The sequence below is a fragment of the Photobacterium sp. genome, assembly GCF_033720175.1.
Lineage (GTDB): Bacteria > Pseudomonadota > Gammaproteobacteria > Enterobacterales > Vibrionaceae > Photobacterium.
This window is the reverse complement of the sequence record NZ_JAWWDA010000003.1, coordinates 296,191-321,572: the sequence shown is the minus strand read 5'-3', so window position 1 is coordinate 321,572 and position 25,382 is coordinate 296,191. Positions and strand designations below refer to the sequence as shown.

Genomic DNA, 25,382 nt, shown 5'->3' with positions numbered 1-25,382 from the left:
ATTTGCGTTCGCTAGAGCGTCGTCTGGTTATCGAAGTCACAGTCAAACTATCGTATTTCGTGCGAAATTCAAAAATCGCGTGAATGGTATCCGTACGGCTAAAATATGATTAGGTTCTTAATAAGTGAAATGCTATGTCAGAACACTATCCACAATTGCACGATTACTATCTATGACGGCATTAAAGTATCCGGATTGCAAAGACTTGATCTTAAAGCTTGAACGACTTTAAAACCAGGAAGAAGGATTTCATTATGGGATTTGAACAACTGACCCGTGCAGAACGAATTGTATTAATTGGTCTGGCAAGGCGTGGCGGTTCAACCAGCGAAACTTTTAGCTATGGTTTTGTTACCGGTGATATGTCTGTGTTTAAAGGGTTTTACAAGAACTTGCATGAAGCATGGGGGCGACTTGATGCCAGCCAGCAAGATGCGGTAATCGCCGCCCGCAAAGTAGCGAATATAGGGTGCCATTGCGCAGAGGGTGGTAGCACTATTGTGCCAGAGCGCGATGATTTTGTTCTTGATTTCACTCGCTGGAAAAGAAAGCTGATGCTAGCACAGTTAAAATCGGAATGGTTTGAGGCAAACCCGAACGGTGGCGTGGGTAAAGATAATGAAGACTTGCCTGAAAACGTTCTGGCTGAACATATTGAAAGTGTCGATACTGAAATGATGACGTATTTCTAAAACAACGGAAATCAGAACTCAATAAATTGATTTTTCTGCTAGGTTTAGATTGATATTTGCCAATGATAAAGTAGAGGTTGAATATGGAAATCACTCTATTGAGAGTCTTCCTGGTTATTTATGTGGCAACTTTTATATTTAAATGTGGTGATAGTGAGATTGATTCTGTTTTTATTCCACCTGTCGTGACCTCAGAAGCAAAAAATATTATTTTATTCATTGGCGATGGCATGGGGGAGGAACATCGAAAAGCGGCGCGTTTGGTAAAAGTAGGATCTGCAGGCAGACTTTCCATGGACAACATGCCAACAAGAGGCTTTTTACAGACGTATTCTGCTGATAGTCTTATCACTGATTCTGCTGCAGGGGCAACAGCATTAGCGACGGGAGTAAAAACAAACAATGGTGTTATAGGGCTGGATGCTAACCTCGGGTTTGTTCCAACAATATTAGAAGATGCAAAAAATCAAGATAAGCTTGTTGGTTTGGTAACTACGGTACAGATCACACATGCAACCCCAGCTGCATTTTATGCGCATGTTGAAAATAGAGCTATGATGACAAATATTGCACTTCAGATGTTGCATGCAGATATTGATGTATTGCTCGGCGGTGGAGAGGATGAATTTCTCCCAAGCTCAGAAAGTGGCTGCTATCCGGAAGCGGGAGAAAGAGGTGATGGAAGAAACCTCATTCAGGAAGCGATATCAATTGGATACACCTATGTATGCGATTTACCTTCATTTAGAGCAATCGATTCGTCAACATCGCCAAAGTTACTTGGACTTTTTGGTGATGAAGGCCTGATACGCCCTTTTTCTCCTTCATTAGCTGAAATGACCCAACGTGCGATAGATATACTTTCGAAAGAAACAAATGGTTTCTTTTTGATGGTCGAAGGCGGTCAAATTGATTGGGCTAGTCATAATAATGATGCGACCAATGCTATTTCCGATACGATAGACTTTGATGAAGCCGTTGAGGTTGCCAGGCAATTTTCATTTATTGATCGTGATACATTGATTATCGTAACGGCAGATCATGAAACGGGTGGCATGTCAGTTTCACCGTCACCGAATGGTTTGGCTAGCGAAGATGGGCCATTTAGTACCGCGGATGGAAATTTGTTTTATGTTAATTGGTCAACGACAGGGCATACTGCAGTCAATGTGCCAATAACATCACAAGGTCCGGCGTCTGAAAGATTATCCGGCGTACATGACAATACATTTGTTCATAGTGTCATGCATGGTGCTCTTAGCGACGACTAACTTAAGCGGTATTATATTTTTAATCTCTCTTTTGTGATTACATATCACGACTCAATCGATAACAACTAGATTGAACAGAGTCAATAAATTATACTCAATTGGTATGTTGGGGGTGAGTGGATACACATGCCTTTTTGGAACAACAAGAATGGTTAAGGTGTCCCCTCGGTGGTAAATCAGCACTCGTCAATTAAGCATAAAATTGCCTTTTCATTTTTTGGTGTTTCTGCTCTGCTCACCGCGATGATTTTATTTGTAGTCGTGATTGTGTTTCTTCCGAGCATCTGGAAGGTAGAGGAAGAGACGATTGAAAGCGATCTGCATCAAGCCATCAATACGCTCGACCGCGAACTCATACGTTTGGGCCACTACGCAAATGATTGGGCTTATTGGGATGATACCTACCGTTATTTAGTCGCTGAAGCGCCCAATTTTGAACAATCAAACTTAAATGATGATACTTTGCGTATTGCCAACGTTAGCTTTATAACAATAGCAACGTCAGATGGCGAGATTGTATGGGGGCGTTACTTCAAACCTGACAGTGTGGATACTGGCTACCCGGGAGCGCCGACAGTTGACGGGGTCTGGTCTGAACGGTTTAAGAGTGAATTAAGTCAATCACCGGAAGGGTTAGATGGTTACTTTTCAACGCACTTAGGTACTCTTTTTATTGCCGCCAGGCCTGTTTTAACCAGTCATAAAAAAGGACCCTCACGAGGTTGGTTCATTACGGGCCTTTGGTTGAATCATCAGTTCACACAAGAATTTAGCAATCAATTACAGAAGTCTGTTCTTTTTTCCCCGGCTGATTTGAATGAGGTTGGAGTATTCAGAAAATCGCTTACCATCAGTACTGATTATTATATTAAGAGACTAAGCCTTACAGAAATCAGAGCAAAAGCCCTTATTCGCGACTACAAAGGTGACGCTGATTTTACGTTAACAATTGATAAACAGAGAACCGGGTTTATTGAATCATTGAAAGCAATCATGATCGCCATATTAGGACTGATTATTGTCGGCATATTTTGTTCCTGGTTTGCTTATCGGCGGGTAAAAAAAGTCGTGTTGGATCCTTTGTCGGAGCTGGCCAACTCCATGGATCAATTGGGTAATGAGAAGACACTCTCTTCGCTGCCAACAATTAATAACGGTGATGAAATTACCTTGCTCTACCATAAATACCGACAGATGGCGAAGAGGTTGATTAAGACTCAGCAAGCACTGAAAGAGCACTCAGCGAACCTGGAAGAAGAGGCATTAACCGATCCTCTTACTAAATTACACAATCGACGCTACCTAGAACGCTTAATGGCACGTGTGAGCAGAAATGTGCTGCATGATCCCAACCAGAAAAAGTTATTGTTGGTTATTGATGTCGATCATTTTAAAAAGTTGAACGACAATTATGGCCATGCAACCGGAGACATGGTTTTGATCCAGTTGGCAAATATTCTCAATTCTATTTTCCGTGAAAATGATCATGTGGTGCGCATGGGCGGTGAAGAATTTTTAGTCGTTGCCGCTTGTCAGGGAGAGGACCATAGTCAAAAGTTGGCAGAGCGAGTCAGAACATGTATTGAAGCGTTCCGGTTTGGCTCTGATCAGGATAAGTCTCTCTCTGTCACTATCTCAACAGGGTTTGCCTGTTTTCCGATATGTGATCAGCCCGCAATATCACGAGAAAGCTGGCAGACTGCATTAGAGCTGGCCGATTATGGTTTATATAAAGCAAAAGTGGCGGGCAGAAACGCTTGGTGTGGCTATTATGCCGAATCTTCAATCTCTGAAACTCAATTAGCGATGATACCGGATAGAGTAGACACTCTGGTTGAATCGAAAATGTTGCGGCAAGTTGCGTTCGCCGCTGAATAAAAATGGGTTAAGTAATCCATATAACTGTTTACGCGTGAAGTGAGGTCTAGCCCGCGTAGTTAACAGGAAATGCTTCTTTAGTTGTTGATTCATTTTCATGCCATAACCGTCTTTGTTAATATGTTTTACCATATACAACATAAGGTTAGGTCTAATGGGAAAAGTTGATATTGAAAACTACCTGTCTGGTTTGCGGGGTTCTGAGTCCAGTTATCCTTTTGGGCCCGAAGCCCTCGTCTTTAAGGTGATGGGCAAGATGTTTGCGCTTGTTTCACAGCTAGACGACATACCCAGGGTTACATTGAAATGTGCGCCTGCTGATGGTGAGGTACTGACAAGCCAGTTTGAGTCTATTACTCCGGGTTACTATATGAATAAGAAGCATTGGATCACGATCTTGCTCTCTGGAGAAGTATCGGAATCCATGCTGATTGATTTGGCTAATGGTTCATATTCACTTGTTGTTAGTAAATTAACGAAAGCGAACAAGCAGGAACTTGAACAAATTTAGCATAGTCATAAACAGTTATAGCTTAACGTTATTCTTGGCTGAAATTTTCGCTCGAATAAACTCTGAGTGCTCGAGATAAATTAAGTCCGAAACCTGTCGAATGACCGCTTCTTCTATTGGTTCGACGATGCCATCGGCATAAGCAACCTGCCACATAGCTTCAATAAGCTGAAAGCGTTCTTCCGGCATCAAAGCACGTAACTTTGTGGTGAAATCGAATAATGATACTGACTGTTTACTTTGGGTAACGGCTTTAGCCAGCAGTTCTTTGGCTTCATTTTCACTGATATCGAGTAGCAGAACGAGCAAGTGTATTTTGGCTGACTCTTCCCGGGGGGCGATATCGTGATCGGCATTGGCGACTTCACAGAGTAGTGAGGCCATCGCGAGGTTCATTGCAGGGGTATTATCCTCCGCACCCTCTTGAAAAATGCCGCTTTCGCCCCCTTCGAGCATCACTTTGCGGAACAGGGTACGTAATTGAGTAAACATAAGTTGCCTCTTGGTGAACGAAACGTCATACAGAATACTGTATATCTATATTGCATTACTTTGGGTGTTTATTCCCATAATTCAAGGTTTGCGGAGTGATTTTCTACTAGAGAGTCAGCTACAGCTAAGGATTGTGGCGGAAGCGTTGCCTGAACTCTCTTGGTGTCAGTGAACTCCATTTTTTGAAACGGGTGCTGAAATTGCCCGGGTTAGGATAGCCGCTTAGTTCGCAGATATGCTGGATTGGCCAGTCAGTAGCACTGAGCAGGCGAGCCGCATATTCCATTCGCAATCGTGTTAAATGGGCCATGGGGCCGTGTCCATAGTATTGCTGACATAAGCGATGAAAGTGGGGCTCTGAACAAGGGTGAAGTTCGGCAAGTTCTGAAACCTGCCAGCTTCGATGAAATTGTTCTTTGGCGCGATCAAACACTTTCTCTAAACGCTGCAGTGAAGTCGGCATTGATGTAGGTAGCCGGTGAGACACCAGCAAATTGATCTGTTCAACCAGGCTGTTTCCTAATTGATTGCCGACGGGATAGGGCAGTGACATCGACTGATGCAGGCAGTCGATGGTTTTTCTTAACATATCACCACATTGAGTTTTACTGTATGTCACCTCTTTCGGCATAATGTTTTCCCATTCGCCATTGTCGCTGAGCATAACCCAGGCGATATCCCAGATATTGCTTTCATCGCTGCCCTCATTTGCGCCCTCTTTATCATCTAGGTTCATACCAAAACCATTGGCATAGCCGGGCGGCACATAAATAACACTGCCGGGTTCAAGTTTCCATTTTCTTAACGGAGTTTCCAGCCATCCTTCACCGCAACAAGTGAATAGCAGCATGTGCATATTAGGATTACGACGGTAAATCGTGAAGCTATCACGGGCGTAATTTATGCCGCATTGAATAATCTTATGCTTCTCTAAAGCAATAAGCTGACCCTGATCGATAGTCGTTGTGCGGCAGAGATCAGAAATTTGGAAGTGCTCAGGCCAATTCATCAGGTGATTTTATTCCATCAGTTATTTTGATGTTTGATAGTTTTGCAAAAGTTATTGAGACGCAAGCATAAGTCGTTTTCATTCTTTGCGAGTATGATTCACATCACGCTTTGGGAATATGAATCACATCACACAAAAAACAATAATAAGGAGGCAAAAATGCAAAATTGGCGAACGGCCGCAGATAAAGAGTTCTGGAATAAAACCTGGCGTTTAGCGATACCCGTTTCGATGCAGTCGATGCTTTTTGCCGTCTTAGGTTTAGTCGACATTATGATGGTGTCAAAGCTGGGTGAATCCCAGATCGCTGCGGTCGGCGTTGGTAATCGGATATTCTTCTTTAACTTACTGATAACTATCGGTGTAAGTGGTGCTGTTGGTGTACTTGCCGCACAGTTTTTCGGTGCCGGAAGAATGGATGGTGTGCGTCGTACTTTGCTTCAGTCGTGGGTCTGTGCGGTTGTTTTTACGATACCTTTTGCCCTTTTGTACCGTCTGGAGCCTGAAAGTATTGTCAGCTTGATTACCGATGATCCCGCCTTTGTCGAACATGCCACAACGTATCTGTTTGTGTGCGGCTGGAGCATCATTTTTACCGCCATTGTTGTGCCACTCGAATCGGCACTTCGTGCTGTCGGTGTGGCTAAAATGCCGACTGTTGTGGGGCTGATTGCGGTGCTGATCAATGCGCTGCTGAATGCCTTATTGATCTTCGGCCTGTATGGCTTCCCTGAGATGGGGGTAGCGGGTGCCGCGTTAGGAACAACGATCTCCCGTGGTATCCAGACGGTGGTATTACTGTGGGTGACTTACCGAAAGTATAATGAGATTTTGCCAAAAGCCAAAGATGTAGATAATGCTGTTGTCCCTAAAGCGCGTAAGAAGTACTTGTCAGTGGCACTGCCGATGATTATTCATGATGGTGGCTGGGCGATGGGTCTGTTGGTTTATAATTACATTATCGGGCAGCTTGGAGTGACAGAACTGGCCATTATCAGTCTGTTGTCGCCCATTGAAGGTGTTCTGATCTCTGGCTTTATTGGTTTTGCGGTAGCGGCTTCAACCATTCTTGGTCATGAACTGGGCGCAGAGAACTATCAACGAGCCTGGCATCAGTCATGGTGGTTTGTTGGGCTGAGTGCATCGCTCGCACTGTTGCTAGGTATGACAGTCATCCTGTTCCAGGATGGTATCGGTAGCTTGCTGGCTAAAACAGAGGCCCCAAATATGGAAATGGCTATCAATGTTACCTTGGTACTGGGACTGGGCCTGTGCCTGAAAGTGTTTAATATGGTAGGTATTGGCGGGGTGTTGAGAAGCGGCGGCGATATTCGCTACAGCATATTCATTGACTTGTTTGCGCAATGGGGCGTTGGTATCCCACTTGCGATCTTTACCGGTATTTACCTTGGCTGGCCATTACACTGGGTGATGCTGGCGATACTGGCTGAAGAGTTAGTTAAAGTCGTACTGACGACACATCGTATTAGAGGTCGCCACTGGTTAACCAACCTGATTAATGACGAATTACCTGATAGTGACAAGGAGTGTTTGGCTGCCTGAAGAAGCGTATATTTAGTATCTAGGTTCTAGGTTCTAATGACGAGTCGCGAGTAAAAGTGTGTTCAAAAGCAGAGTCTGGGTAGGTATATCCGACTCTGCTTTTTTGTGTCTTCAGTTCGTTGCTTCATTTTTTTTACTGTTCGTTTGTTTCTTAATTTATGATTTTTGTGGCAGCCGGATCAGGTGTGAGAAATGTGGTAGAATCGAACCTGTTTTTATTACTATTTATTACTTTCAAATTGAAAAGTCAGGAATTCCGTTGAGTTTGTCAAATACACCTCAATCAGACGTTTTGAATAATGAAAAAACGCTGAAAGCCGCAATTAAAGATTGCATGATCCGCGATCGTTTTCGTTTGCACAAACGTGTGCAGGGTGCGGCAAGAATTAAGAACGAAAAAGCGAAACACGCTGTTTTCGATGAAATCGCATTAGATATTGTCAAGTCGATGCAAACCGTTGAGTTACGCAGAACCCAACGCCCCACCATTCGCTATCCTGAACTGTTACCTGTCAGCCAAAAGAAAGATGATATTGCAGAAGCCATTAAGCATCATCAGGTAGTCATTGTTGCGGGTGAGACCGGCTCCGGTAAAACGACTCAGCTACCTAAAATCTGTATGGAACTGGGGCGCGGTACTCATGGCATGATTGGCCATACCCAGCCTCGTCGTCTGGCTGCCCGTACGGTAGCAAGCCGTATTGCCGAAGAGCTGGAATGCGAGCTGGGTGCGTCGGTCGGTTACAAAGTCCGATTTAACGATCAGGTATCTGATCGCAGTCAGGTCAAACTGATGACCGATGGTATCTTGCTGGCTGAAATTCAGAGCGACCGCTATCTGAACCAGTACGACACCATTATTATCGATGAAGCCCACGAACGTAGCTTGAATATCGATTTCATCATGGGCTACTTGCGTGAACTGTTACCGAAGCGTCCTGATTTAAAGGTTATTATCACTTCAGCAACGATTGATCCGGAGCGTTTTTCTAAACACTTCCATAACGCACCTATCATTGAAGTGTCTGGCCGCACTTATCCGGTAGAAACGCGTTATCGCCCGGTGACAGAAGAAGAGTCTGAACGTGACCAGCTGCAGGCTATTTTCGATGCGGTCGATGAACTGTGCGATGAAGGCTTGGGTGATATCCTGATCTTCATGAATGGTGAGCGTGAGATCCGCGATACTGCTGATGCACTTGAAAAACGTAATTTGCGTGATACTGAAATCTTACCGCTTTATGCGCGCTTGTCTGCCGGTGAGCAAAATCGGGTATTCCAGTCGCATGCCGGCCGCCGTATTGTGTTGTCGACTAACGTGGCCGAAACCTCGCTGACGGTACCGGGGATCAAATATGTGATTGACCCGGGTACAGCACGGATCAGCCGTTACAGCTACCGAACGAAAGTACAGCGACTACCGATAGAAGCGATTTCTCAGGCCAGTGCTAACCAGCGAAAAGGTCGATGTGGTCGTGTGCAGGAAGGGATCTGCATTCGTCTCTATTCTGAAGAAGACTTCCTGTCGCGTCCGGAATTTACCGATCCGGAAATTTTGCGTACTAACCTGGCATCCGTTATCTTGCAAATGACCAATATTGGTCTTGGCGATATTCAGGCATTCCCATTTTTAGAAGCGCCGGATAATCGTAATATTCAGGATGGTATTCGCCTGCTTGAAGAGCTGGGTGCCATTAATACCAAAGCGACGGATCCGCGCAAGCGTCTGTCACCAATGGGACGTCAGTTAGCCCGTTTACCGCTCGATCCACGTCTGGCACGAATGGTTTTAGAAGCGCCCCGGTTGGGTTCATTGCGTGAAGTGATGATCATCGCTTCTGCGCTATCAATTCAAGATCCGCGTGAACGCCCATCAGAAAAGAAGCAAGCGTCTGATGAAAAGCATAATCGTTTTGCCGATAAAGAGTCGGATTTCATTACGTTTGTTAACTTATGGAATTATGTACAAGAGCAGCAAAAAGCGCTGTCTGGTAATCAGTTCCGTAAGCAGTGTAAAAATGATTATCTCAACTACCTGCGAATTCGTGAGTGGCAAGATATTTATTACCAGGTCAGTCAGGTAGTGAAAGAGCTGGACTTGCGTTTGAATAGTCAGGAGGCCAGCTATGAAAGCATTCATACCGCGTTACTGGCAGGTATGCTCTCTCATATCGGGCTTAAAGATCAGGAAAAGAATGAATATCAGGGCGCGCGTAATGCCCGTTTCAATATTTTTCCGGGATCGGGTATTTTCAAGAAACAGCCCAAATGGGTGATGGTGGCTGAGTTAGTTGAAACCTCGAAATTGTGGGGACGTATTGCCGCCAAAATTCAACCTGAGTGGGTTGAGCCTCTGGCTCAGCACTTGCTCAAGCGAAGCTACAGCGAACCGCATTGGGAGAAAAAGCAGGCAGCAGTGTTTGGTTTTGAAAAAATCATGCTGTACGGCATTCCGATTGTTGCTAAACGCAAAGTTAACTACGGCAATATTGATGCGCAGGTATCTCGTGAGATTTTCATTCGATCGGCCTTGGTAGAAGGTGATTGGGAAACCAAACATAAGTTCTACCATCAAAACCGCAAGTTATTACGGGAAGTCGAAGAGCTTGAGCATAAGTCTCGTCGTCGCGATATTCTGATTGATGATGATCAGCTCTTTGAATTTTACGATCAGCGTATTGAACATACGGTTGTTTCCGGTCGTTTCTTTGATAGCTGGTGGAAGAAAGCATCTAAAGAAAATAAAGACTTGCTTAACTTTGAACGCGAAATGCTATTCAAAGGCGATGCGAGCCATATTACCGATCTGGATTACCCTAACTTCTGGCATCAGGGCAACTTGAAACTGAAGTTGAGTTACCAGTTTGAGCCGGGTGAAGATAGTGACGGTGTCACGGTTCATATTCCGCTCCCGATCTTAAATCAGGTTGAACCGGATAACTTCGACTGGCAAATTCCGGGGCTGCGACAAGAATTAGTGATTGCACTGATCAAGTCACTGCCAAAGCCTGTACGCCGTAACTTTGTACCGGCACCTAACTATGCCGATGCTTTCTTAGCGCGTGCTGAGCCAATGGCGATGCCATTACTCGATTCGTTAGAAAAAGAACTGAAGCGTATTTCTGGGGTAACAGTATTACGTGAAGACTGGAATCTCAATCAAGTGCCTGATCACTTGAAAATCACTTATCGGGTTGTTGATCATCGCAACCGTAAGCTGAATGAGAGCAAAGACTTATACAGTCTGAAAGAAGGCCTGAAAGAGAAAGTCCAGGAAACGTTATCGCAAGTTGCGGACGACGACATTGAGCAGGACGGCCTGAAAACCTGGAGTTTCGGTACTTTACCTGAATGCTATCAGCAAAAACGCGGCGGCTTTGAAGTGAAGGCTTTCCCGGCATTGGTTGATAATAAAGACTCGGTCGGCATTAAGTTATTTGAAACTGAGGACGAACAGCGCACAGCCATGAGTCAGGGACAGCGCCGCCTGATCTTGCTGAACGTACCTTCGCCAATCAAATACCTCCATGCGAACTTGCCGAATAAATCGAAGCTTGGTTTGTACTTCAACCCGTATGGCCGTGTCATGGATTTGATTGATGACTGTATCGCTTGCGGTGTGGATAAGCTGATCGGGCAAAAGGGCGGATTGATCTGGCAACCGGAGCAGTTTGAGGCGACCAAAGAATACGTACGTGCGGAGCTGGGCGATACGGTTGTTGATGTTGCGAAGCAGGTCGAAGCTATTCTGACGACGGCATTTAACATTAACAAGCGCTTGAAGGGCAGGGTCGATCTGAGCATGGCGTTTGCACTGTCAGATATCAAAGCACAGATTGAAGGATTGATTTTCAAAGGCTTTGCGACAGAGTGCGGTTGGCAGCGTTTGCCGGACATCCTGCGTTATATGAAAGCCATTGAGCGCCGGATGGAAAAACTGCCGATCGACCCCAACAAGGATCGTGTTCATATTCTGAAGATTGAATCTGTGGTCAACGACTATAAAGAGCTGCTGAATAAGATCCCGAAAGGGCAGCCAGTACCTGAAAAGATCAGAGAGATACGCTGGATGATTGAAGAGCTACGTGTAAGCTACTTTGCTCAGCAACTCGGCACCCCATATCCGGTATCGGATAAGCGAGTTCGCAATGCGATCAATGAGTGTTGATTGCCGCTTGGTTAATTGAGCGATAGAAACAAAAACGGAGCCAGAAGGCTCCGTTTTTTATTCACAACGTGTTGGGATCAACGTTCCCAGTAGGCTTCTTCTAAGCAATCTTCGCGTTCTGGCAGGCCACGTGACAGGCGAGGAGCATGCTGGGTGAGTACCTCATAGCTGACACGGTTAGAATATTGGCAAATCTGCGAGAATGAAGAGTAACTGAGGAACTTACCGCTGTGTTTACCTGAATTAGGGACATTGGCCTTATGGTAGCGGTTTGCTGACATGTCATGCAATAATGCTGACAGGGCTGCATCACCCGCACCATTGGTGTTTTTAATTTCCACCGGGCCGCCAAGGTAAGGGGCAATATGCGAATAGACTCGTACTGGATTTTCACAGTCAGTCTTCATCATAGGACGACTGAATTCGTATTTATTGAATTCTGCGATACGGCCAGGCAGTAATGGCAGGGTTGACTCACGTTTGAGCGCATCGTCAGTGTAACCCGCCATATATAAACCAACAGGGCCTGCGGTACATAGCACCATATCAACCCAATCTAGCGTTTTGTCTGCGGCAATCAGAGGATCCTTTTCACCGGTAAGTGCTTCAGCTTCTTCTTCGTTCATCGCGACACAGGTGACATGTTGTTTGAGGAACTCAATCCACCACTCTTTTTTGTCTTCTATGACGTATTTTGTACCTAAGGTTAGAACAACAGGGACATCATGTTTCTTTGCATGCTCAATGGCTTTTAGCGCAGCATTTTTCATCGGATCGGTGGCTTTGCCACGTACCAAGTAAGATGAAAGGACAAGTGCAGAGGCATTTTCAAAGGCACATTCAGGCACGCTGTCAGGAAGAAGCTGGTTCATCTGACCTTCGTTAATGGCAAATGTACGCTCGCCATCTTTGGTGATCAATGTATAACAGCGCCCAATTGGGCCATCGACAGGCTGTAAATAATCCAGATCCATTCGGCTTGAAGTCTTGCACAGGTAGCGATACGCATATGAACCGACTTTAAGATCTTGGCTCATCACACCTAACAAAATTGACTTGTCATCGGCCAGCACCGAGTAGTTGTGCAGCGTGTTACCGATAGTATCGCCAGGATATTCGTGGCTGATGAGATCCTGCTCTTTTAGCTCTTGATAAAGTAGTTCGGCCTTATCTTCATCAAGTACTAACGAGTGGCCTTTACTCAGAGAATGCCTGTTTAAGAACTCATCATCAACGCGTGCTTCAATATCAACAATGGTTTGACCAACACCGACTAGATGGGTACGTGCAAGTGGATTATCATGCTGGATTTGAGCAACTAATGGATCGCGGGCATTAACAGGGAAGTAATGCTTTGATTTACGCTGACCAGGAAATTTCATGTGTGAAGGCTACGGGATTTATGGGATTTTATTTGATGTTAACACAGAATTGCGAGATACATCCCATTTCATTGCAATATGGCGAAGAATTGCTTTCACTTGCTTCTTTTTTAATCCACCTAAACGTGAGTTAATTTAGAAAGAAGAGGAAGAGCCTAATAACTGCCTATATTTAGCCATCAAATATAGGCAGCAATGCGAAGTTGTAATAATAAATCGCAGAACTTGCTACTGATAATATGAAGTCAGATTATGAGTTCGCTTGTGATGAAATAATACTTACAGTGATCAAAATCATTATTCTAATAGTTTCACATCTTGCTTGGTCGCTGAACCACCAACAGGACGATTGACGGAAATACTGCGGCCTTTTTTCATGCCTTTTTCATAGTCGTCAGTGATCCCTTTCATTGCTTCCTGGAGCTGCTGCTTAAATGTTTCACGATCAAGGTTTTCAAACTGTTTATCGATATAATTCGACATGCGCTGATCATGGTCATCATCAGTATTAAGCACGGGTAACTTTTCCAGTGCGCCTTCCAGCCAGCCAGCGAGGAAAGAAGAAACACGACGGGTAACTTCGGTCGTGCTGGTTCCCGTTCCGGCGAAGCTATTGCGGAACTGACCTGTTTGCTGGTTCATTTCACGGTAGACAATATCAAAAGCGAAAGCGGCAAAAATGGCTCGCTCAGCGACACCGATGAATTCGGCTTTTTTAAGCCCTTTGTGATTGGTCAAGACACATTCGACACCAAAGCGACGGTTGATACCACGAATGATCTTAAGAATTTGTGTACTTATGTCTGCTGGTAACAAGGTGGCAGACTTGGTTTTCCCCATCTTGATGAATTCAATGTCATCTTTATCTAAGCCGTATTTCAGCATCAGACGGTGTGCCATACGAATGGCTTGTGCGGCTTCGTTGATGTTCGCAGAGTTACCCAGCTCTAGGCATTTTGCAATTTTTTTCAGTGCCTTTCGCTTCTGTTCAGACATTCAATCACACTCTTTAAGAAAAGGGGGGACGTATTTTAACGTTTTACTCGGGTCTTTGGCAAAAAATGTGTGTAGATAATGCTAAATTTATATTTGAGTCGGTAAAACCTGACGATCTCAGGCTTGTGAAAAGATGGGATGGTTTGCATAATGATTGAAATATTCCCGGTTAGTAATGCTGGGCTGCATTAATAAGTATAAAAAAATATGACAACAGCTTATCAATCCATTGATGTTCCTTTTGAGTTTCGTCACACCTGCTGGTTTTGTGGTGAACCGTATTATGAATCTTATCCATTCATGGCTTCCCCTAACTATGAGCAGCAACTATCACCGATTATGATCCCTAGCTGTCAGGAGTGTTTTACGTTATGTAAATCCATTAAGGTCAGTGGCTTGGACTTATTACGCGATAAAGTGAAAGAAAAGCTTCACAATCGTTATGAGAAACACTTGCAAATAGGTGTGAACTGGACAAAAGAAGAGCTGAAAGATTCAGAGCTGGAAGGCAGAGCATTTGAAGGTTTTCGCGACAGTGCCTGGATGATGTTTGAAATCGCAAAAGGACGGGTGAATTACCCTGGTTGGCCCGTGAGTATCGACGGTGTGCCAGTTATGGGTATTAACAATGCCTTTCAGCTTGAGTTTAATGGCATCATCTATACCGGTCTGGTACAGGCAGTTGAGCAACTGGCCAAGGCCTATAATATACCTCAACCTTACCTGGAAGAAGTCGTTGAGCTTGTCGGCCGTCAAAAATTAGCCTATGCAATTCGTTTTTGTAAAACGACTTATGGTTATTCAGCCGCTGAACGTGAAACTAGTATCGCGAGCCTGAGAGCACTATTGGCAGAACAAGAAGCCGCAGAGCACGAACTGTCAGTTCATACGCAAACTGATCAGTTATTTGAGATAGCGTTGTCAGAGATTGAAGAATTGATGTTATATCGCACGGTGATTTCACCGCACGCGATTCAGTGGGCATTACAGCGGGGTATTACAACGCTAGGCGATTTGGCTCAGCAGGAGGATGCTTTCTTTGAACATTTTATGCGAGATTCAGAATTAACCGCCTTTACTTATTTTAACGGCTTACAAGTTTATTTTGAAAAACGCGAAGTCGATCCCGAGTGGGCGCAACAGAGCGATCCCAACCGGGCTTTGTTTTCTCGTATTGAAGCGCGCTGATCGTTTTTAAAGGTGAAAAAGCCCGGCAACAATATCGGGCTGCAACTTTCAGGTTACAAGCCTTACGTTCCCCTGACATTGCATGAGCTTCTTTACGCTTTAATATCATAATAAGTAAAAAGTTGCGCGGGGAAATTTGGGATGCAGTATACAGAACAAGATAGAAAAATCTTACATGACACATGGATGAGCTATAAGGCCAAGATGAGAGTGACCCAAATCGAAATGGCGAAACGGTTAGGGATCAGTCAGCTTATCTTCTCTGATATTTTACGAGGCAAGTTGTCTCTTGAACATCGGTTTGTAAGCCAGTTCTGTAGCTTCATGTCTGTTGATCCGGTATTGACTTTGCCATCGTTGCGAAAGCAAATGGGGGCGTCAATGCCAAATTCAGTCACCGTGACAAATACCTATATTCTTGATGGTGACATTAAAAATGTGCGCTATGACGGTAACCAATTGGTGGTTGAGTACGAACATAGTGTTAACGTGTAATTGTTACCTCATCTTAAAATTCCAGTTTTTATAAAGCCCTCACACAGAGGGCTTTTTAAATGCTGTAAATAGTCTTTTTATAAAATTTATCCCTTATCTTCCTTACCATCTACTTCCCACTCCGGAATTAAACAATATAAGATCCCGGCACAAGCTATGGATACCAACAGGTCTGATGGCCAGTGCATACCTAGCCAGATCCGGCTTGTTCCCACACCAGTAGCCCATAATATGATGATAAAAGCGGGTAATAACTGTTTACGGCGTAAGAAAAAGCCTGCCCAGAAGACAACGCAAACGGCAGCAAAAATAGTATGTCCTGACGGCATCGAATAGTTTGTTTCGCCTTGCCAGTGACGAGTGCGCCAATGGCTGATATTGTCAGCGGCTTTCACCACAACGGCTTCTTTATTCGCATCATCCAACAGATAAAAGCTCTGTACGGAATCGACCAGTCCAAGGCTTTGCAGTTCATAACTGTACGGGCGGGGGATTTCGGTAATGTGCTTTAATCCGGTTTTAGCGACAAAGCTAAGTATTAACAAGATGCCGAATTGAATCCATAAGGAGAAGCGTTTCTTCTTGGGGTATTTCAGGAAAAGCGGGATCAGGCAAAGCAGTCCTGTGGTGATCAGAAAGTAGGGGCTTCCCGCAGAATCAGTGAGCAGGGTAAAGAGCAAGCCTGTCAGATCATTAACCTCTGTTGTAAAAGCAGGTTGTGGAAAAAAGACCAGTACACCGGCCATCAATACCGTAAAAAGGGATAGGGCGATGATCCCTGGTATTTTTTTAGGAATGAATGAAGAAGTTAACATTTTATGGTTTTGTTATTAAACGGGTTTGAATTTTATCAGAGGGTATCCGTGATAACGTAAAAAAAGTGTCATTTTTTGCCATTCAGTATCAACTAGGCGATGTTTCATGCGTTTTATATGGTACGCCAAAAGAAACGAACGCGACTAGAGGATGCAACAGGGCGTATTTCTTTGTTGTTATGTGTCTGAAATGAATTGAGTAATCAGATGTTTGGGTTGCGAGTGCTCCCCCTCAGGATGAGGGAGGAGCAGGATTATTTATCCCTTCTTTCTTTTCCGTGATTCATTTTGAACTGAGCGGTAGTACTTACCTAAATTTCGAGAGCGAGCTCGTTTTTCAGCAATACTCGCACCGTTTATTGCCTGCTCTCGATTGAGCTTGAGGTAACTGACCAGCCTGCGTTCGTTCAATTCTCCGCTGTCAATCGCTTCGCGAACCGCACATCCTGGCTCACCTTGGTGATGGCAATCAGAGAAGCGGCATTGTTCGGCAAGTGAGTAGATATCAGCAAAAGTTGCGGTTAGTCCCTGTTCACAATCAGACAACTGTAGTTCGCGCATTCCCGGGGTATCGAGAAGTAATCCACCCGCTGTCATTACATGTAATGATCGTGAGGTAGTGGTATGGCGTCCTTTACTGTCGTCGTGACGAATATCACCGGTTGTTTGGGCTTGTTTCTCTTGCAGGGAGTTAATCAAAGTTGATTTTCCTGCGCCAGATGAACCCACAAACGCAACGGTTCTGCCTGTTTGACACCATGGCTCTAGCACGGTGACGCTATTGCGATCGAGGCAGTTTACCGCCTCAACCAGCAGCATAGGATCAAGCTCTTGAACCTGTCGCACAAACGGTAGAGGGTTGTCGCAACAATCTGCCTTGGTCAGAACGATAACAGGTTCAACGCCCGCTTCATTGGTAAGTGCAAGATAGCGTTCAATTCGGCTCAGATTGAAGTCATGATTGAGAGAGCTGATGATAAACACGGTATCTACGTTCGCTGCAATCAACTGTGTATCGATCTTGCTGCCAGCAGCCTTACGGCTGAACTGAGAGATACGGTCGAGCAAACGAATAAAGTGTCCTTGCTTGTCGACCAACAGCCAGTCACCCACCGTTACCGCAGGCATAGACGGAGTAACAGGTAAGTAAAAGCCGCCTTGCTCTGTCATCAGCTCTAACTGGCTGCGATGCTGCGCCATTACACGCATAATACGAGCTTGTTCAAATTCGTCTAAGGAAAGTTGTTGTTGAAAAAAAGGTCTCCAGCCTAGTTCAGGCAGAGAAATAGAGTTTGTCATTATTTGAAACCCCTGACGCAAATAATGCGTCTGAACTGAGTAATATCATCAGGGGCAATTGAGGCCCCGGCTAAGTGGCCGGGCAAAAAAGGAGAGGCTTAATTTAAACGTCTCGCTGTGCCCGGTTAGTTTTTAATACAATCATCAATATTTCCTCTATGGGTCTATAAAACTTGAATGACATCACACTTAACTGAGTCGCGGTGATAACGGCTAAAATTTAGCAAACAACTCTCGCTAATGCCAGTTATCAGATCTCAGAATACATTTTTTGCCTGTAAGTGCAGGATCAACATATTTGATTTTTTTATTTTCGTACAATGTCAGCGAGTGAATTGGCATCTAGGAAGACGTAAAAGTATGAATCAGTACCGATATCATGTGTTGCAGCATGACGGCATAAGTGCAGAGCTTGTTGATACATATAAAATGTGGGCAGAGGCTGTTTATTCGGCGATATCATTGACTGTCAAGGCGTCAAGTTCCGGGTCTTCTGGTCAAGTCGCCAGAGGTAAGAGGTATATTATTGATACCGAAGCTAAAGAAGGTGATGAAGATGTATTTATTATCGACAAAACGAAAAACGTCTTCAGTACTGGCCATCGTCGCAGGGCCTACTTAGATCGATTGTCTTTGCTCCCAATTGCCACATTGGCAATGAGCCAGCTCGATGAACCCATCCCGGCGGTTGATACGATCACCGTTTTATTATCGCTCTCGCAGAGTACAGCGGCACTTAAAGATCTAATGGATAGTAATAGTGCTCGGCCTTCTTCCGATGATTTACCCGCATCACCATCACCTCTTACGCGACATTTAGAGCCTGATAGTGACGTATGTCTGATGGTTTATCATCGTGGAGATGTGATCGCAATGGCAAGCTTTAGTCGCTATATCGAAGATCATCGCTTTGCTTTATCTTGCGATGAATTATGCTATGAGCTCTCGCTACATACAGTATTTGTAGATCCACAATACCGGGGACTCGGAATAGCAAGTTCTTTGACCGAGACTATCATCAATATTGTCCGCAAAGACATGAAACATCTGCATCAGGCGCTGAGCGAAGGGGGGATTCAGTTAAGCCCATGGTTTTCTGCGGTTGCGCTTACACTTGGTGGTGAAGTGATCTGCGATAAAATCAGTGAAGCGTTTGTTGAAGTGAATGAAGATATTGTCGGTGAACTTGCAGAAGAGGGGTTGCATGTGGGGTATCAAGAGCCCGTTATTTGCGTAGAAAGTGTTGCCAATTGATGTTTTATGTTCCAGAGGATATTCACCGGAAGAGAAAAAAGCCTGTGATAAACACAGGCTTTTAAAATAATTAGGCGGCAATGCCTGAGAAGAGGTCTTTCCGCTCATTGAAGCGGTTTACCAGATCGTCAATGTCATTCTGGCAATACGGCTTAAGTCCACTCATGACCATACGCTTACGGCCCGTGCCGACAACTTCGCCATTCTCCTTAAAGCAGAATTTTAGTGTCACGCTACCACGTTTGCCATCAACATCAATTTCAGAATCGGTCAGTTCAACCGTCGGTGCAGTGAGATCTAAACGGGTAAAATCCAGTTCCATGCTTTCGTAGATCACCAGAGGACGGCTTGGATTAATCATCATTTGTTTCGATTCCATTAGAGGAACCATGATGTGCGGGAAGTTCATCCCCGAAAACTGCACATAACTTTTTGTCACTTGTGCAATTAAATCTTGATTCGTAGTGGTGTTACCTTCGCGGGTGATATGCAGGTATTCTTTACCTTTAGCATCCACCAACGACAGTTCGGTATCAGATTTGGTATCGAGACTTACAGCAATGCTGTCATTAATCATACCGGCGAAGTCAAAACGCATTTTTTGGCTCAGACCTGCTTTTGAAAGCACAACAGAGAACAGCAGATCACCAGGTACGCAAAAACGTTTATTGTCTTCATCATGAATTGGATTGAAATCACCTGCAATTTTTTTTGCGAAGTGGCTTGCCTGTTCACGAGTAAAAGAATACTCACCGTTCTGTTCTGAATAATACGAATCTAAAAACATGCTTAATTTATGAATACCTTGATCATTACACTGTCGACTATTGTACATGAGAAGAAGCAACAAATGGTCTAGCCAGATGAACTTTGCCCCTTGGAGGTTAAGTATGACAGAGAAATGAATAAACAGCCCAACCTGTTGGCAAAACATGTTTAAGCAGATACCTAAGTCATCGGATGGATTTTTGTTTTTAAGATCCTGATATCAGGGGTTTTGTGCAATACGGTCGTGTTTTTTTGCTAAAAAAGAGTATCAATTAAGTGCAATGTGACAGGTTTTATCTTTCTTTAGTTTGAACTTTGCCGAAATGAGTCGCATTTGTTATGAGTGATGCTTGATTGCTTTGATGAATCAGCATTCAAAAATGTGATTTTCCAAGTGCAACAAATCGAATAGTTATGTATGATGCGTTTCGCAATGACAATAAAAACAAAGCAATATCGAATTTTAGGCTAGGGTTGCTTTATCTGAGGTTTATTAAAATAGTGCAAAATTCGTACGTAAAATACGCTATAGCACATATAACATCTTCTAACGTGTAGAAGCTCAGGAAAAATAAAGCAGCACGGAAGCTGCAAACAAAAAAAGCACTCAGTAAGCGATGAGTTATCATCGCTTGCTGAGAGCTAATAAAATTGTTTGCAGTGTTATACCAATCGGGACAATTATCCCGATTGGTATTAGATTCGACTGATCAGCGGTATCACCCGAACCGTTTCACCCACCTCCACAGCTGGTTGTTCAGGCACAATCTCAATCAGACAGTTAGCCTCACGCATTGACCGTAAAATCCCTGAACCTTGCTGCCCCGTTGTTTTCACCGACAATCTACCGTTTGCATCCAGACTGTAGATACCACGGGTGTATTCTGTTCGCCCCGGGCGTGAGCGAAGGTACTCTGCTGCGACGGCATTCAATATTTGTGGCTGCCAGTTTTCGATACCTTGAAGTTTACGAATGGCGGGTTCGACAAACTGGAGGAAGACAACCATGACGGCAACGGGGTTGCCCGGAAGGCCGAAGAAAGGCGTTTGTGCGATTTGCCCAAAGGCCAGCGGACGTCCCGGACGCATGTCAATACGCCAGAAGTTGACCTCGCCCAGTTTGTTCAATACGGTTTTTATATAGTCTGCATCGCCAACAGAAACCCCGCCCGATGACAGAATTAAATCAGCTTGTTGGCTGGCTTGGGTGAGAGTGGCTTCAAGTGACGCTTCGCTGTCTTCAATAATGCCGAAATCAATCACTTCGCAACCAATCTGAGTCAGCATTGCGTGCAGGGTGTAGCGATTGGAATCGTAAATACAGTTATCTTTCTGAACTTCGCCAGGCTGCTGCACTTCATCACCGGTCGAGAAAATCGCGACTTTAATCGGGGCGTTGATGGTGACGTTATCAATACCCAGCGAGGCAATCATTCCCAGTTCTGGGGCCGAGATTTGCGTTCCTTTAGCAATCGCGGTTTGACCGATGGCGAGATCTTCACCCGCCAGACGAACATTCTGTCCCGGATAAATAGCTGATTTCGCCATGTCAAAGGTGACGGTGTCACTGTCTTCTGTTGCTTGCTCGCGCATTACCACGGTATCGGCATTTTCCGGCACGGGCGCGCCGGTCATAATGCGCACAGCCTGACCTTTTTGCAGAGGTTGATCATAGCTATGGCCAGCCATGACGTGTGCCACCACCTGATAGATCTTGCTTGTTAATACACCTCCGCTTTGTAACTCATCGCTGCCTGACAAGTCGTCACCGCGAATGGCATAACCATCCATCGCAGAATTGGTGTGCTGAGGTACATTGACGGGCGACAAAATGTCGTGTGCGGCAATTTGTCCTAACGCTTCTTTAAGCGGGACCGATTGAACGGATGCTGGTGGAACAATCTGACTCAGAATGCACTGGCGCCCGTCATCGACCGAGAGCATGCCGGAAGGGGAAAAGTCGCTGCAGGCTAAACCTTGCTTCTGATCTTGCTCTTTGATGGCATTACCTTGCCTGGCAAAGTTGACGACAAAGTCGGTGATTTGATCCAGATTGTTAATATCCATTGTTGGCAATGTGGTATCCGCTTTCACATTGGCTGCAACCGCTATAATGTTGGAATCGTCGGGGTGTAACCAGGGTTTACCGACTTCCTCCCGATGTAATTCGATTTTTGGAAAACTGAGCTTTTTAAAACCTTCAACCAAAATCAGATCCAGCTGGGTTTGATCCAGCTGGGAAATCAGGTAGGGCAGGCTGGCTTCCTCTTCAGGTGTTTCAGTCACCAGTGCGCGACGATAGCGAGAAGATATCAGCATCTGACCGGCCCCGGCCTTGCGTAAGCGATAGCTGTCTTTACCTTCTTGGTCGATATCGAAATTATGGTGGGCGTGTTTTATTACCGCCACCCGAATACCATGTTTGACAAGTTTAGGCAGCATTGCTTCAAGCAAGGTGGTTTTTCCTGTACCGCTGAAGGCCGCAAAACCGAGTAGTGGAAGAGAGGCGTTAATTTGACTCATAGCGTTGTCCAAATTGTTGTAATTCTTCTGGTGTGTTGAGATTCACGAATGCATTCGGTTGATCGCTGAAATCCACGGTGATCATGTTGCACTGGCGATACAAGAGAATGATCTTTCGATCACCATTAGCAAGGAAAGCTTCCAGTTTGGGCAAGATACGGCGGTTAATGAGTGTCACCACTGGCTGAATATGATCGCCATCGTGGGCAACGGCAATATCAGTATCTTCCTGACAAGCATTGGCCATGCGAGTAACTAAGTCAGAAGGGAGCCGCGGGCAGTCGCAGGGAACAAAGCCAATCCATTCGTTATCGATATGGTGTAGCGCTGCGTGCATGCCACCTAATGGGCCGGGATAATTCTGAATATTATCGCCGAACACCGAACCATAAGCCTGGTAACGGCCGCGGTTGCGGTTGGCATTGATGATGATCGATGATGTCTGTGGTTTTAGCGCTTCGATCACATGTTCGATCATGGCCTTGCCTGCGAGTTCAACGAGCCCTTTATCATGGCCTCCCATACGGCTGGCTTGTCCGCCAGCTAAAATGACCCAACTTGTTTGTTCAGCCGTAGGCATAGTTGTTCTTGTCCTCATGTACGAGCTGTAAATCCGCTCGTTCAACTAGTTTTGTATTAGTAATTGTCCATTGGCGGCGGCATAAAGCGGTGAGCGCATTTTGCTGATGGCTGGTGATCACCACGCTTGAACCTCTCTCCAGCAGATCTTCTGTCAGATGCACTTGCCGTTCAATTGACTCACTGTCCAGACTGGCACTTGATTCATCCATCAGCAATACACTGGGTTTTAATACCCAGGCCCGTGCCATCGCCACACGCTGTCTTTCACCACCTGAAAGCACTGAAATATGCTCGTCAGCCAGAGTCTCTAACCCTACCATACGCAAAGCATTTATGGCTTCACTTCGGCGCGTTCTGCGATCTTTTATGGCGAACTTAAGACCATAGCAGACATTCTCAAACACAGAAACATCAAACATATAGGGGGTTTGGTGCATATATATAACACCGCCCTTGCTCTCACCTCTGAACAGGCGGGACAGCCATGACTGATTTCGCAGGTTGATCCGGCCTGTCGTTGGCCTTTGCAGCCCGGAAAGAATTTTGAGCAGGGTGGTTTTACCAACACCATTATCGCCAGTTAAATAGACCGCCTCTTGGGGCCCAAGGCTGAGCTGCGGTATGTGAAATAGCAGGCGATCTTTAAATCGCATCGAAAGATCATGTGCCTGAATGGAAATTTGTGCCATCACCTGTTTTCCTGCTTAATTGGTACGCAAGTGGGCTTTGCCACGCGCAACAGATAAAAAGAAGTTTAGCCCCAGCGCCAGAATTAATAATACCATGCCAAGGGCAACGCCTTGTGCAAACGCTCCTTTAGAGCTTTCGAGGGCTATTGCGGTAGGAATATTTCGGGTTGAGCTTAAAATGTTACCACCGACCATCATCGAACAGCCAACTTCAGTAATAATACGGCTGAAAGCGGCAATAACTGCGGCAAATAAAGGAAAGCGGCTTTCCCACATCAGGCTGGTAAAAGCGCGCGGTAGGCTAGCGCCTAAGGTCAGGGCGGTTTCCCATGCCCGGCGATCACTATTTTGAAATGCGGCGTGCATCATTGAGACTAAAATCGGAAAACAGATCAGAGTCTGCCCCAACACCATGGCTTGCTGGGTAAATAACATTTTCCAGTCACCCAGCGGGCCTGAGCGTGACAATAACATGTAGAGCAGCAAGCCGATTACCACCGTGGGGATCGACTGGAAGGTATTAAACAGCGAAAGGATCAGCCAGCGTCCCGGAAACTTCCCGTAGGCGAGAGCAAACCCTATCGCCAATGCTGGTAACAGCACAATTCCAATTGCCAGCAAAGAGACGGAAAATGACACCCCCACAATTCCCCATAATGCCATATCACCGCTAAATAAAAGTTGAACAGCTTGTTGGGTTGTCTGCCAAATATCCATTGTTTCGTAATGTTATCCACGTCAAGTGAGTGTGTTGATAGAGGTTTACTGCGTGATAGCATCTGCAACGAACAACTGATGACCCTGACGTTTGTAGTTGTTAATCATAGATTTTGCTTTCGGGTTAACTAACCAATCGCTGAATGTTTTTGCGCCTTGGTAGTTAATATCCGGATAGCGACTTGGGTTAACCAGAATAACCTGATACGGGTTAAACAGGCGCTTATCACCTTCAACCATGATTCTCAGATCTAGCTTATTCTGGTATGCCAGCCAAGTACCACGGTCAGTCATAGTATATGCCTGTAGTTCTGACGCCATATTAAGGGTCGGGCCCATACCTTGGCCTACGGCTTTATACCCACCGAAGTCAGGTTCGATTGTGGTTTGTGCCCATAGGTTCAGTTCTTTTTTATGTGTGCCGGAATCGTCGCCCCGAGAAACAAACGTCGCATTATATGAGGCAATGCGAGTCAGCGCTTTAACAACATCCTTTCCGCCCGTAATTTTCGCAGGATCGCTATCAGGACCAACCACGACAAAATCATTGTGCATCAATTTACGAGGCAGTACGCCGAAACCGTTATTAACAAATTCTGCTTCTGCTTTTGGCGCATGTGTCATCACCAAATCAACATCGCCGTTCTCACCCATGCGCAATGATTTACCGGTACCGGCGGCCAAGACTTCAACATTGTAACCCGTATCTTTTTTGAATTCTGGTAACAGGTGATCAAGTAAACCTGAATGGTAAGTACTTGTTGTTGTCGCAAGGCGAATAGTCATGTTTTCAGCTGCGTGAGCGGCGGTTGCTGAAGCAATACTTAAAATAACGAGTGTTGGCTTTATAAATTTCATTAATCATCCTGACGTTAAGTCACTATTATTTTTGTTGATGGACAAGTTACGGTAAAAAATGGCTAAGAGTTGATAGGTAACCCAATTTACATCGCGGTCTTAACAACGCTAATTAGACATGTATAAGCAAGTCAAATGCCAATTTGTAGGGGTTATGCAACATTAACGCTAATGGCCCCCAGAGTTGAATGATTTAAAACAAAAAGGCATGCAAAACTCAGCAATATTGTTG

Annotated in this window: 21 protein-coding genes; 9 read left to right on the top strand and 12 right to left on the bottom strand. The window is 45.0% G+C overall.

Translation table 11 applies throughout. From position 1 onward, the window contains the following. The first annotated feature begins 254 nt into the window (after positions 1-254). From R3289_RS05770 to R3289_RS05755, 4 genes are all read left to right on the top strand, one after another. The gene (locus tag R3289_RS05770) at positions 255-692 is read left to right on the top strand and encodes a hypothetical protein (RefSeq protein ID WP_318924532.1); all 438 of its coding nucleotides are present in this window, start codon (positions 255-257) and stop codon (positions 690-692) included. An 83-nt stretch (positions 693-775) separates the two neighbouring features. Continuing rightward, on the top strand, positions 776-1,963 hold the full coding sequence (locus tag R3289_RS05765; protein ID WP_318924531.1) for an alkaline phosphatase: 1,188 nt from the start codon (positions 776-778) through the stop codon (positions 1,961-1,963). 168 nt (positions 1,964-2,131) lie between these two features. Continuing rightward, complete coding sequence (locus R3289_RS05760) at positions 2,132-3,841, top strand: diguanylate cyclase (RefSeq protein WP_318924529.1); 1,710 nt, start codon at positions 2,132-2,134, stop codon at positions 3,839-3,841. A 154-nt stretch (positions 3,842-3,995) separates the two neighbouring features. Further along, positions 3,996-4,352 (top strand): MmcQ/YjbR family DNA-binding protein, encoded by a 357-nt coding sequence (locus tag R3289_RS05755; RefSeq protein WP_318924528.1) that lies wholly within the window; start codon positions 3,996-3,998, stop codon positions 4,350-4,352. Positions 4,353-4,367: 15 nt separating this feature from the next. Here R3289_RS05755 and R3289_RS05750 read toward each other — a convergent pair whose 3' ends face one another. Next, positions 4,368-4,844, bottom strand: a complete 477-nt coding sequence (locus tag R3289_RS05750) for a TerB family tellurite resistance protein (protein ID WP_318924527.1) — start codon at positions 4,842-4,844, stop codon at positions 4,368-4,370. A gap of 124 nt (positions 4,845-4,968) precedes the next feature. Beyond that, positions 4,969-5,853, bottom strand: a complete 885-nt coding sequence (locus R3289_RS05745; RefSeq protein ID WP_318924526.1) for an AraC family transcriptional regulator — start codon at positions 5,851-5,853, stop codon at positions 4,969-4,971. 159 nt (positions 5,854-6,012) lie between these two features. Between R3289_RS05745 and R3289_RS05740 the strand changes: the two genes are divergently transcribed. Both R3289_RS05740 and hrpA read left to right on the top strand, forming a co-directional pair. Continuing rightward, positions 6,013-7,416, top strand: coding sequence for an MATE family efflux transporter (locus R3289_RS05740; protein ID WP_318924525.1), 1,404 nt, complete (start codon positions 6,013-6,015; stop codon positions 7,414-7,416). 292 nt (positions 7,417-7,708) lie between these two features. After that, positions 7,709-11,584, top strand: coding sequence for an ATP-dependent RNA helicase HrpA (gene hrpA, locus R3289_RS05735; RefSeq protein WP_318924559.1), 3,876 nt, complete (start codon positions 7,709-7,711; stop codon positions 11,582-11,584). Between the two features lie 77 nt (positions 11,585-11,661). Here the strand turns inward: hrpA and R3289_RS05730 are convergent, their stop codons facing one another. Further along, positions 11,662-12,966: an inosine/guanosine kinase gene (locus tag R3289_RS05730; protein ID WP_318924524.1), complete on the bottom strand. Its 1,305-nt coding sequence runs from the start codon at positions 12,964-12,966 to the stop codon at positions 11,662-11,664. A gap of 297 nt (positions 12,967-13,263) precedes the next feature. After that, complete coding sequence (locus R3289_RS05725; protein WP_318924523.1) at positions 13,264-13,962, bottom strand: DUF2786 domain-containing protein; 699 nt, start codon at positions 13,960-13,962, stop codon at positions 13,264-13,266. Positions 13,963-14,169: 207 nt separating this feature from the next. On the opposite strand from R3289_RS05725, the gene R3289_RS05720 reads away from it, so the two are divergent. Then, entirely contained in the window at positions 14,170-15,150 is a 981-nt protein-coding gene (locus R3289_RS05720) for a hypothetical protein (protein WP_318924522.1), read from the top strand. A 141-nt stretch (positions 15,151-15,291) separates the two neighbouring features. Continuing rightward, entirely contained in the window at positions 15,292-15,645 is a 354-nt protein-coding gene (locus R3289_RS05715) for an XRE family transcriptional regulator (RefSeq protein ID WP_318924521.1), read from the top strand. An 86-nt stretch (positions 15,646-15,731) separates the two neighbouring features. Here the strand turns inward: R3289_RS05715 and R3289_RS05710 are convergent, their stop codons facing one another. Both R3289_RS05710 and rsgA read right to left on the bottom strand, forming a co-directional pair. Continuing rightward, complete coding sequence (locus tag R3289_RS05710; protein ID WP_318924520.1) at positions 15,732-16,460, bottom strand: phosphatase PAP2 family protein; 729 nt, start codon at positions 16,458-16,460, stop codon at positions 15,732-15,734. Between the two features lie 258 nt (positions 16,461-16,718). Continuing rightward, a complete protein-coding gene (rsgA, locus tag R3289_RS05705; protein ID WP_318924519.1) occupies positions 16,719-17,759 on the bottom strand; it encodes a ribosome small subunit-dependent GTPase A in 1,041 nt (346 codons plus the stop codon). 360 nt (positions 17,760-18,119) lie between these two features. Between rsgA and R3289_RS05700 the strand changes: the two genes are divergently transcribed. Beyond that, the gene (locus tag R3289_RS05700) at positions 18,120-19,013 is read left to right on the top strand and encodes a GNAT family N-acetyltransferase (protein ID WP_318924518.1); all 894 of its coding nucleotides are present in this window, start codon (positions 18,120-18,122) and stop codon (positions 19,011-19,013) included. A gap of 70 nt (positions 19,014-19,083) precedes the next feature. On the opposite strand, the gene R3289_RS05695 is transcribed toward R3289_RS05700, so the two are convergent. The 6 genes from R3289_RS05695 to R3289_RS05670 all read right to left on the bottom strand — a co-directional run bounded on the left by R3289_RS05695 (position 19,084) and on the right by R3289_RS05670 (position 25,150). Next, entirely contained in the window at positions 19,084-19,800 is a 717-nt protein-coding gene (locus R3289_RS05695) for a DUF3581 domain-containing protein (RefSeq protein WP_318924517.1), read from the bottom strand. A gap of 677 nt (positions 19,801-20,477) precedes the next feature. Then, positions 20,478-22,304, bottom strand: a complete 1,827-nt coding sequence (locus R3289_RS05690; protein ID WP_318924516.1) for a bifunctional molybdopterin-guanine dinucleotide biosynthesis adaptor protein MobB/molybdopterin molybdotransferase MoeA — start codon at positions 22,302-22,304, stop codon at positions 20,478-20,480. Further along, complete coding sequence (mobA, locus tag R3289_RS05685) at positions 22,291-22,884, bottom strand: molybdenum cofactor guanylyltransferase MobA (protein ID WP_318924515.1); 594 nt, start codon at positions 22,882-22,884, stop codon at positions 22,291-22,293. Before mobA ends, R3289_RS05690 begins: the two co-directional genes overlap by 14 nt. Further along, complete coding sequence (locus R3289_RS05680) at positions 22,871-23,575, bottom strand: energy-coupling factor ABC transporter ATP-binding protein (protein WP_318924514.1); 705 nt, start codon at positions 23,573-23,575, stop codon at positions 22,871-22,873. Before R3289_RS05680 ends, mobA begins: the two co-directional genes overlap by 14 nt. A gap of 15 nt (positions 23,576-23,590) precedes the next feature. Then, on the bottom strand, positions 23,591-24,292 hold the full coding sequence (locus R3289_RS05675; RefSeq protein ID WP_318924513.1) for an ABC transporter permease: 702 nt from the start codon (positions 24,290-24,292) through the stop codon (positions 23,591-23,593). Between the two features lie 45 nt (positions 24,293-24,337). Then, positions 24,338-25,150, bottom strand: coding sequence for a substrate-binding domain-containing protein (locus tag R3289_RS05670; RefSeq protein ID WP_318924512.1), 813 nt, complete (start codon positions 25,148-25,150; stop codon positions 24,338-24,340). Between the last annotated feature and the right edge of the window lie 232 nt (positions 25,151-25,382).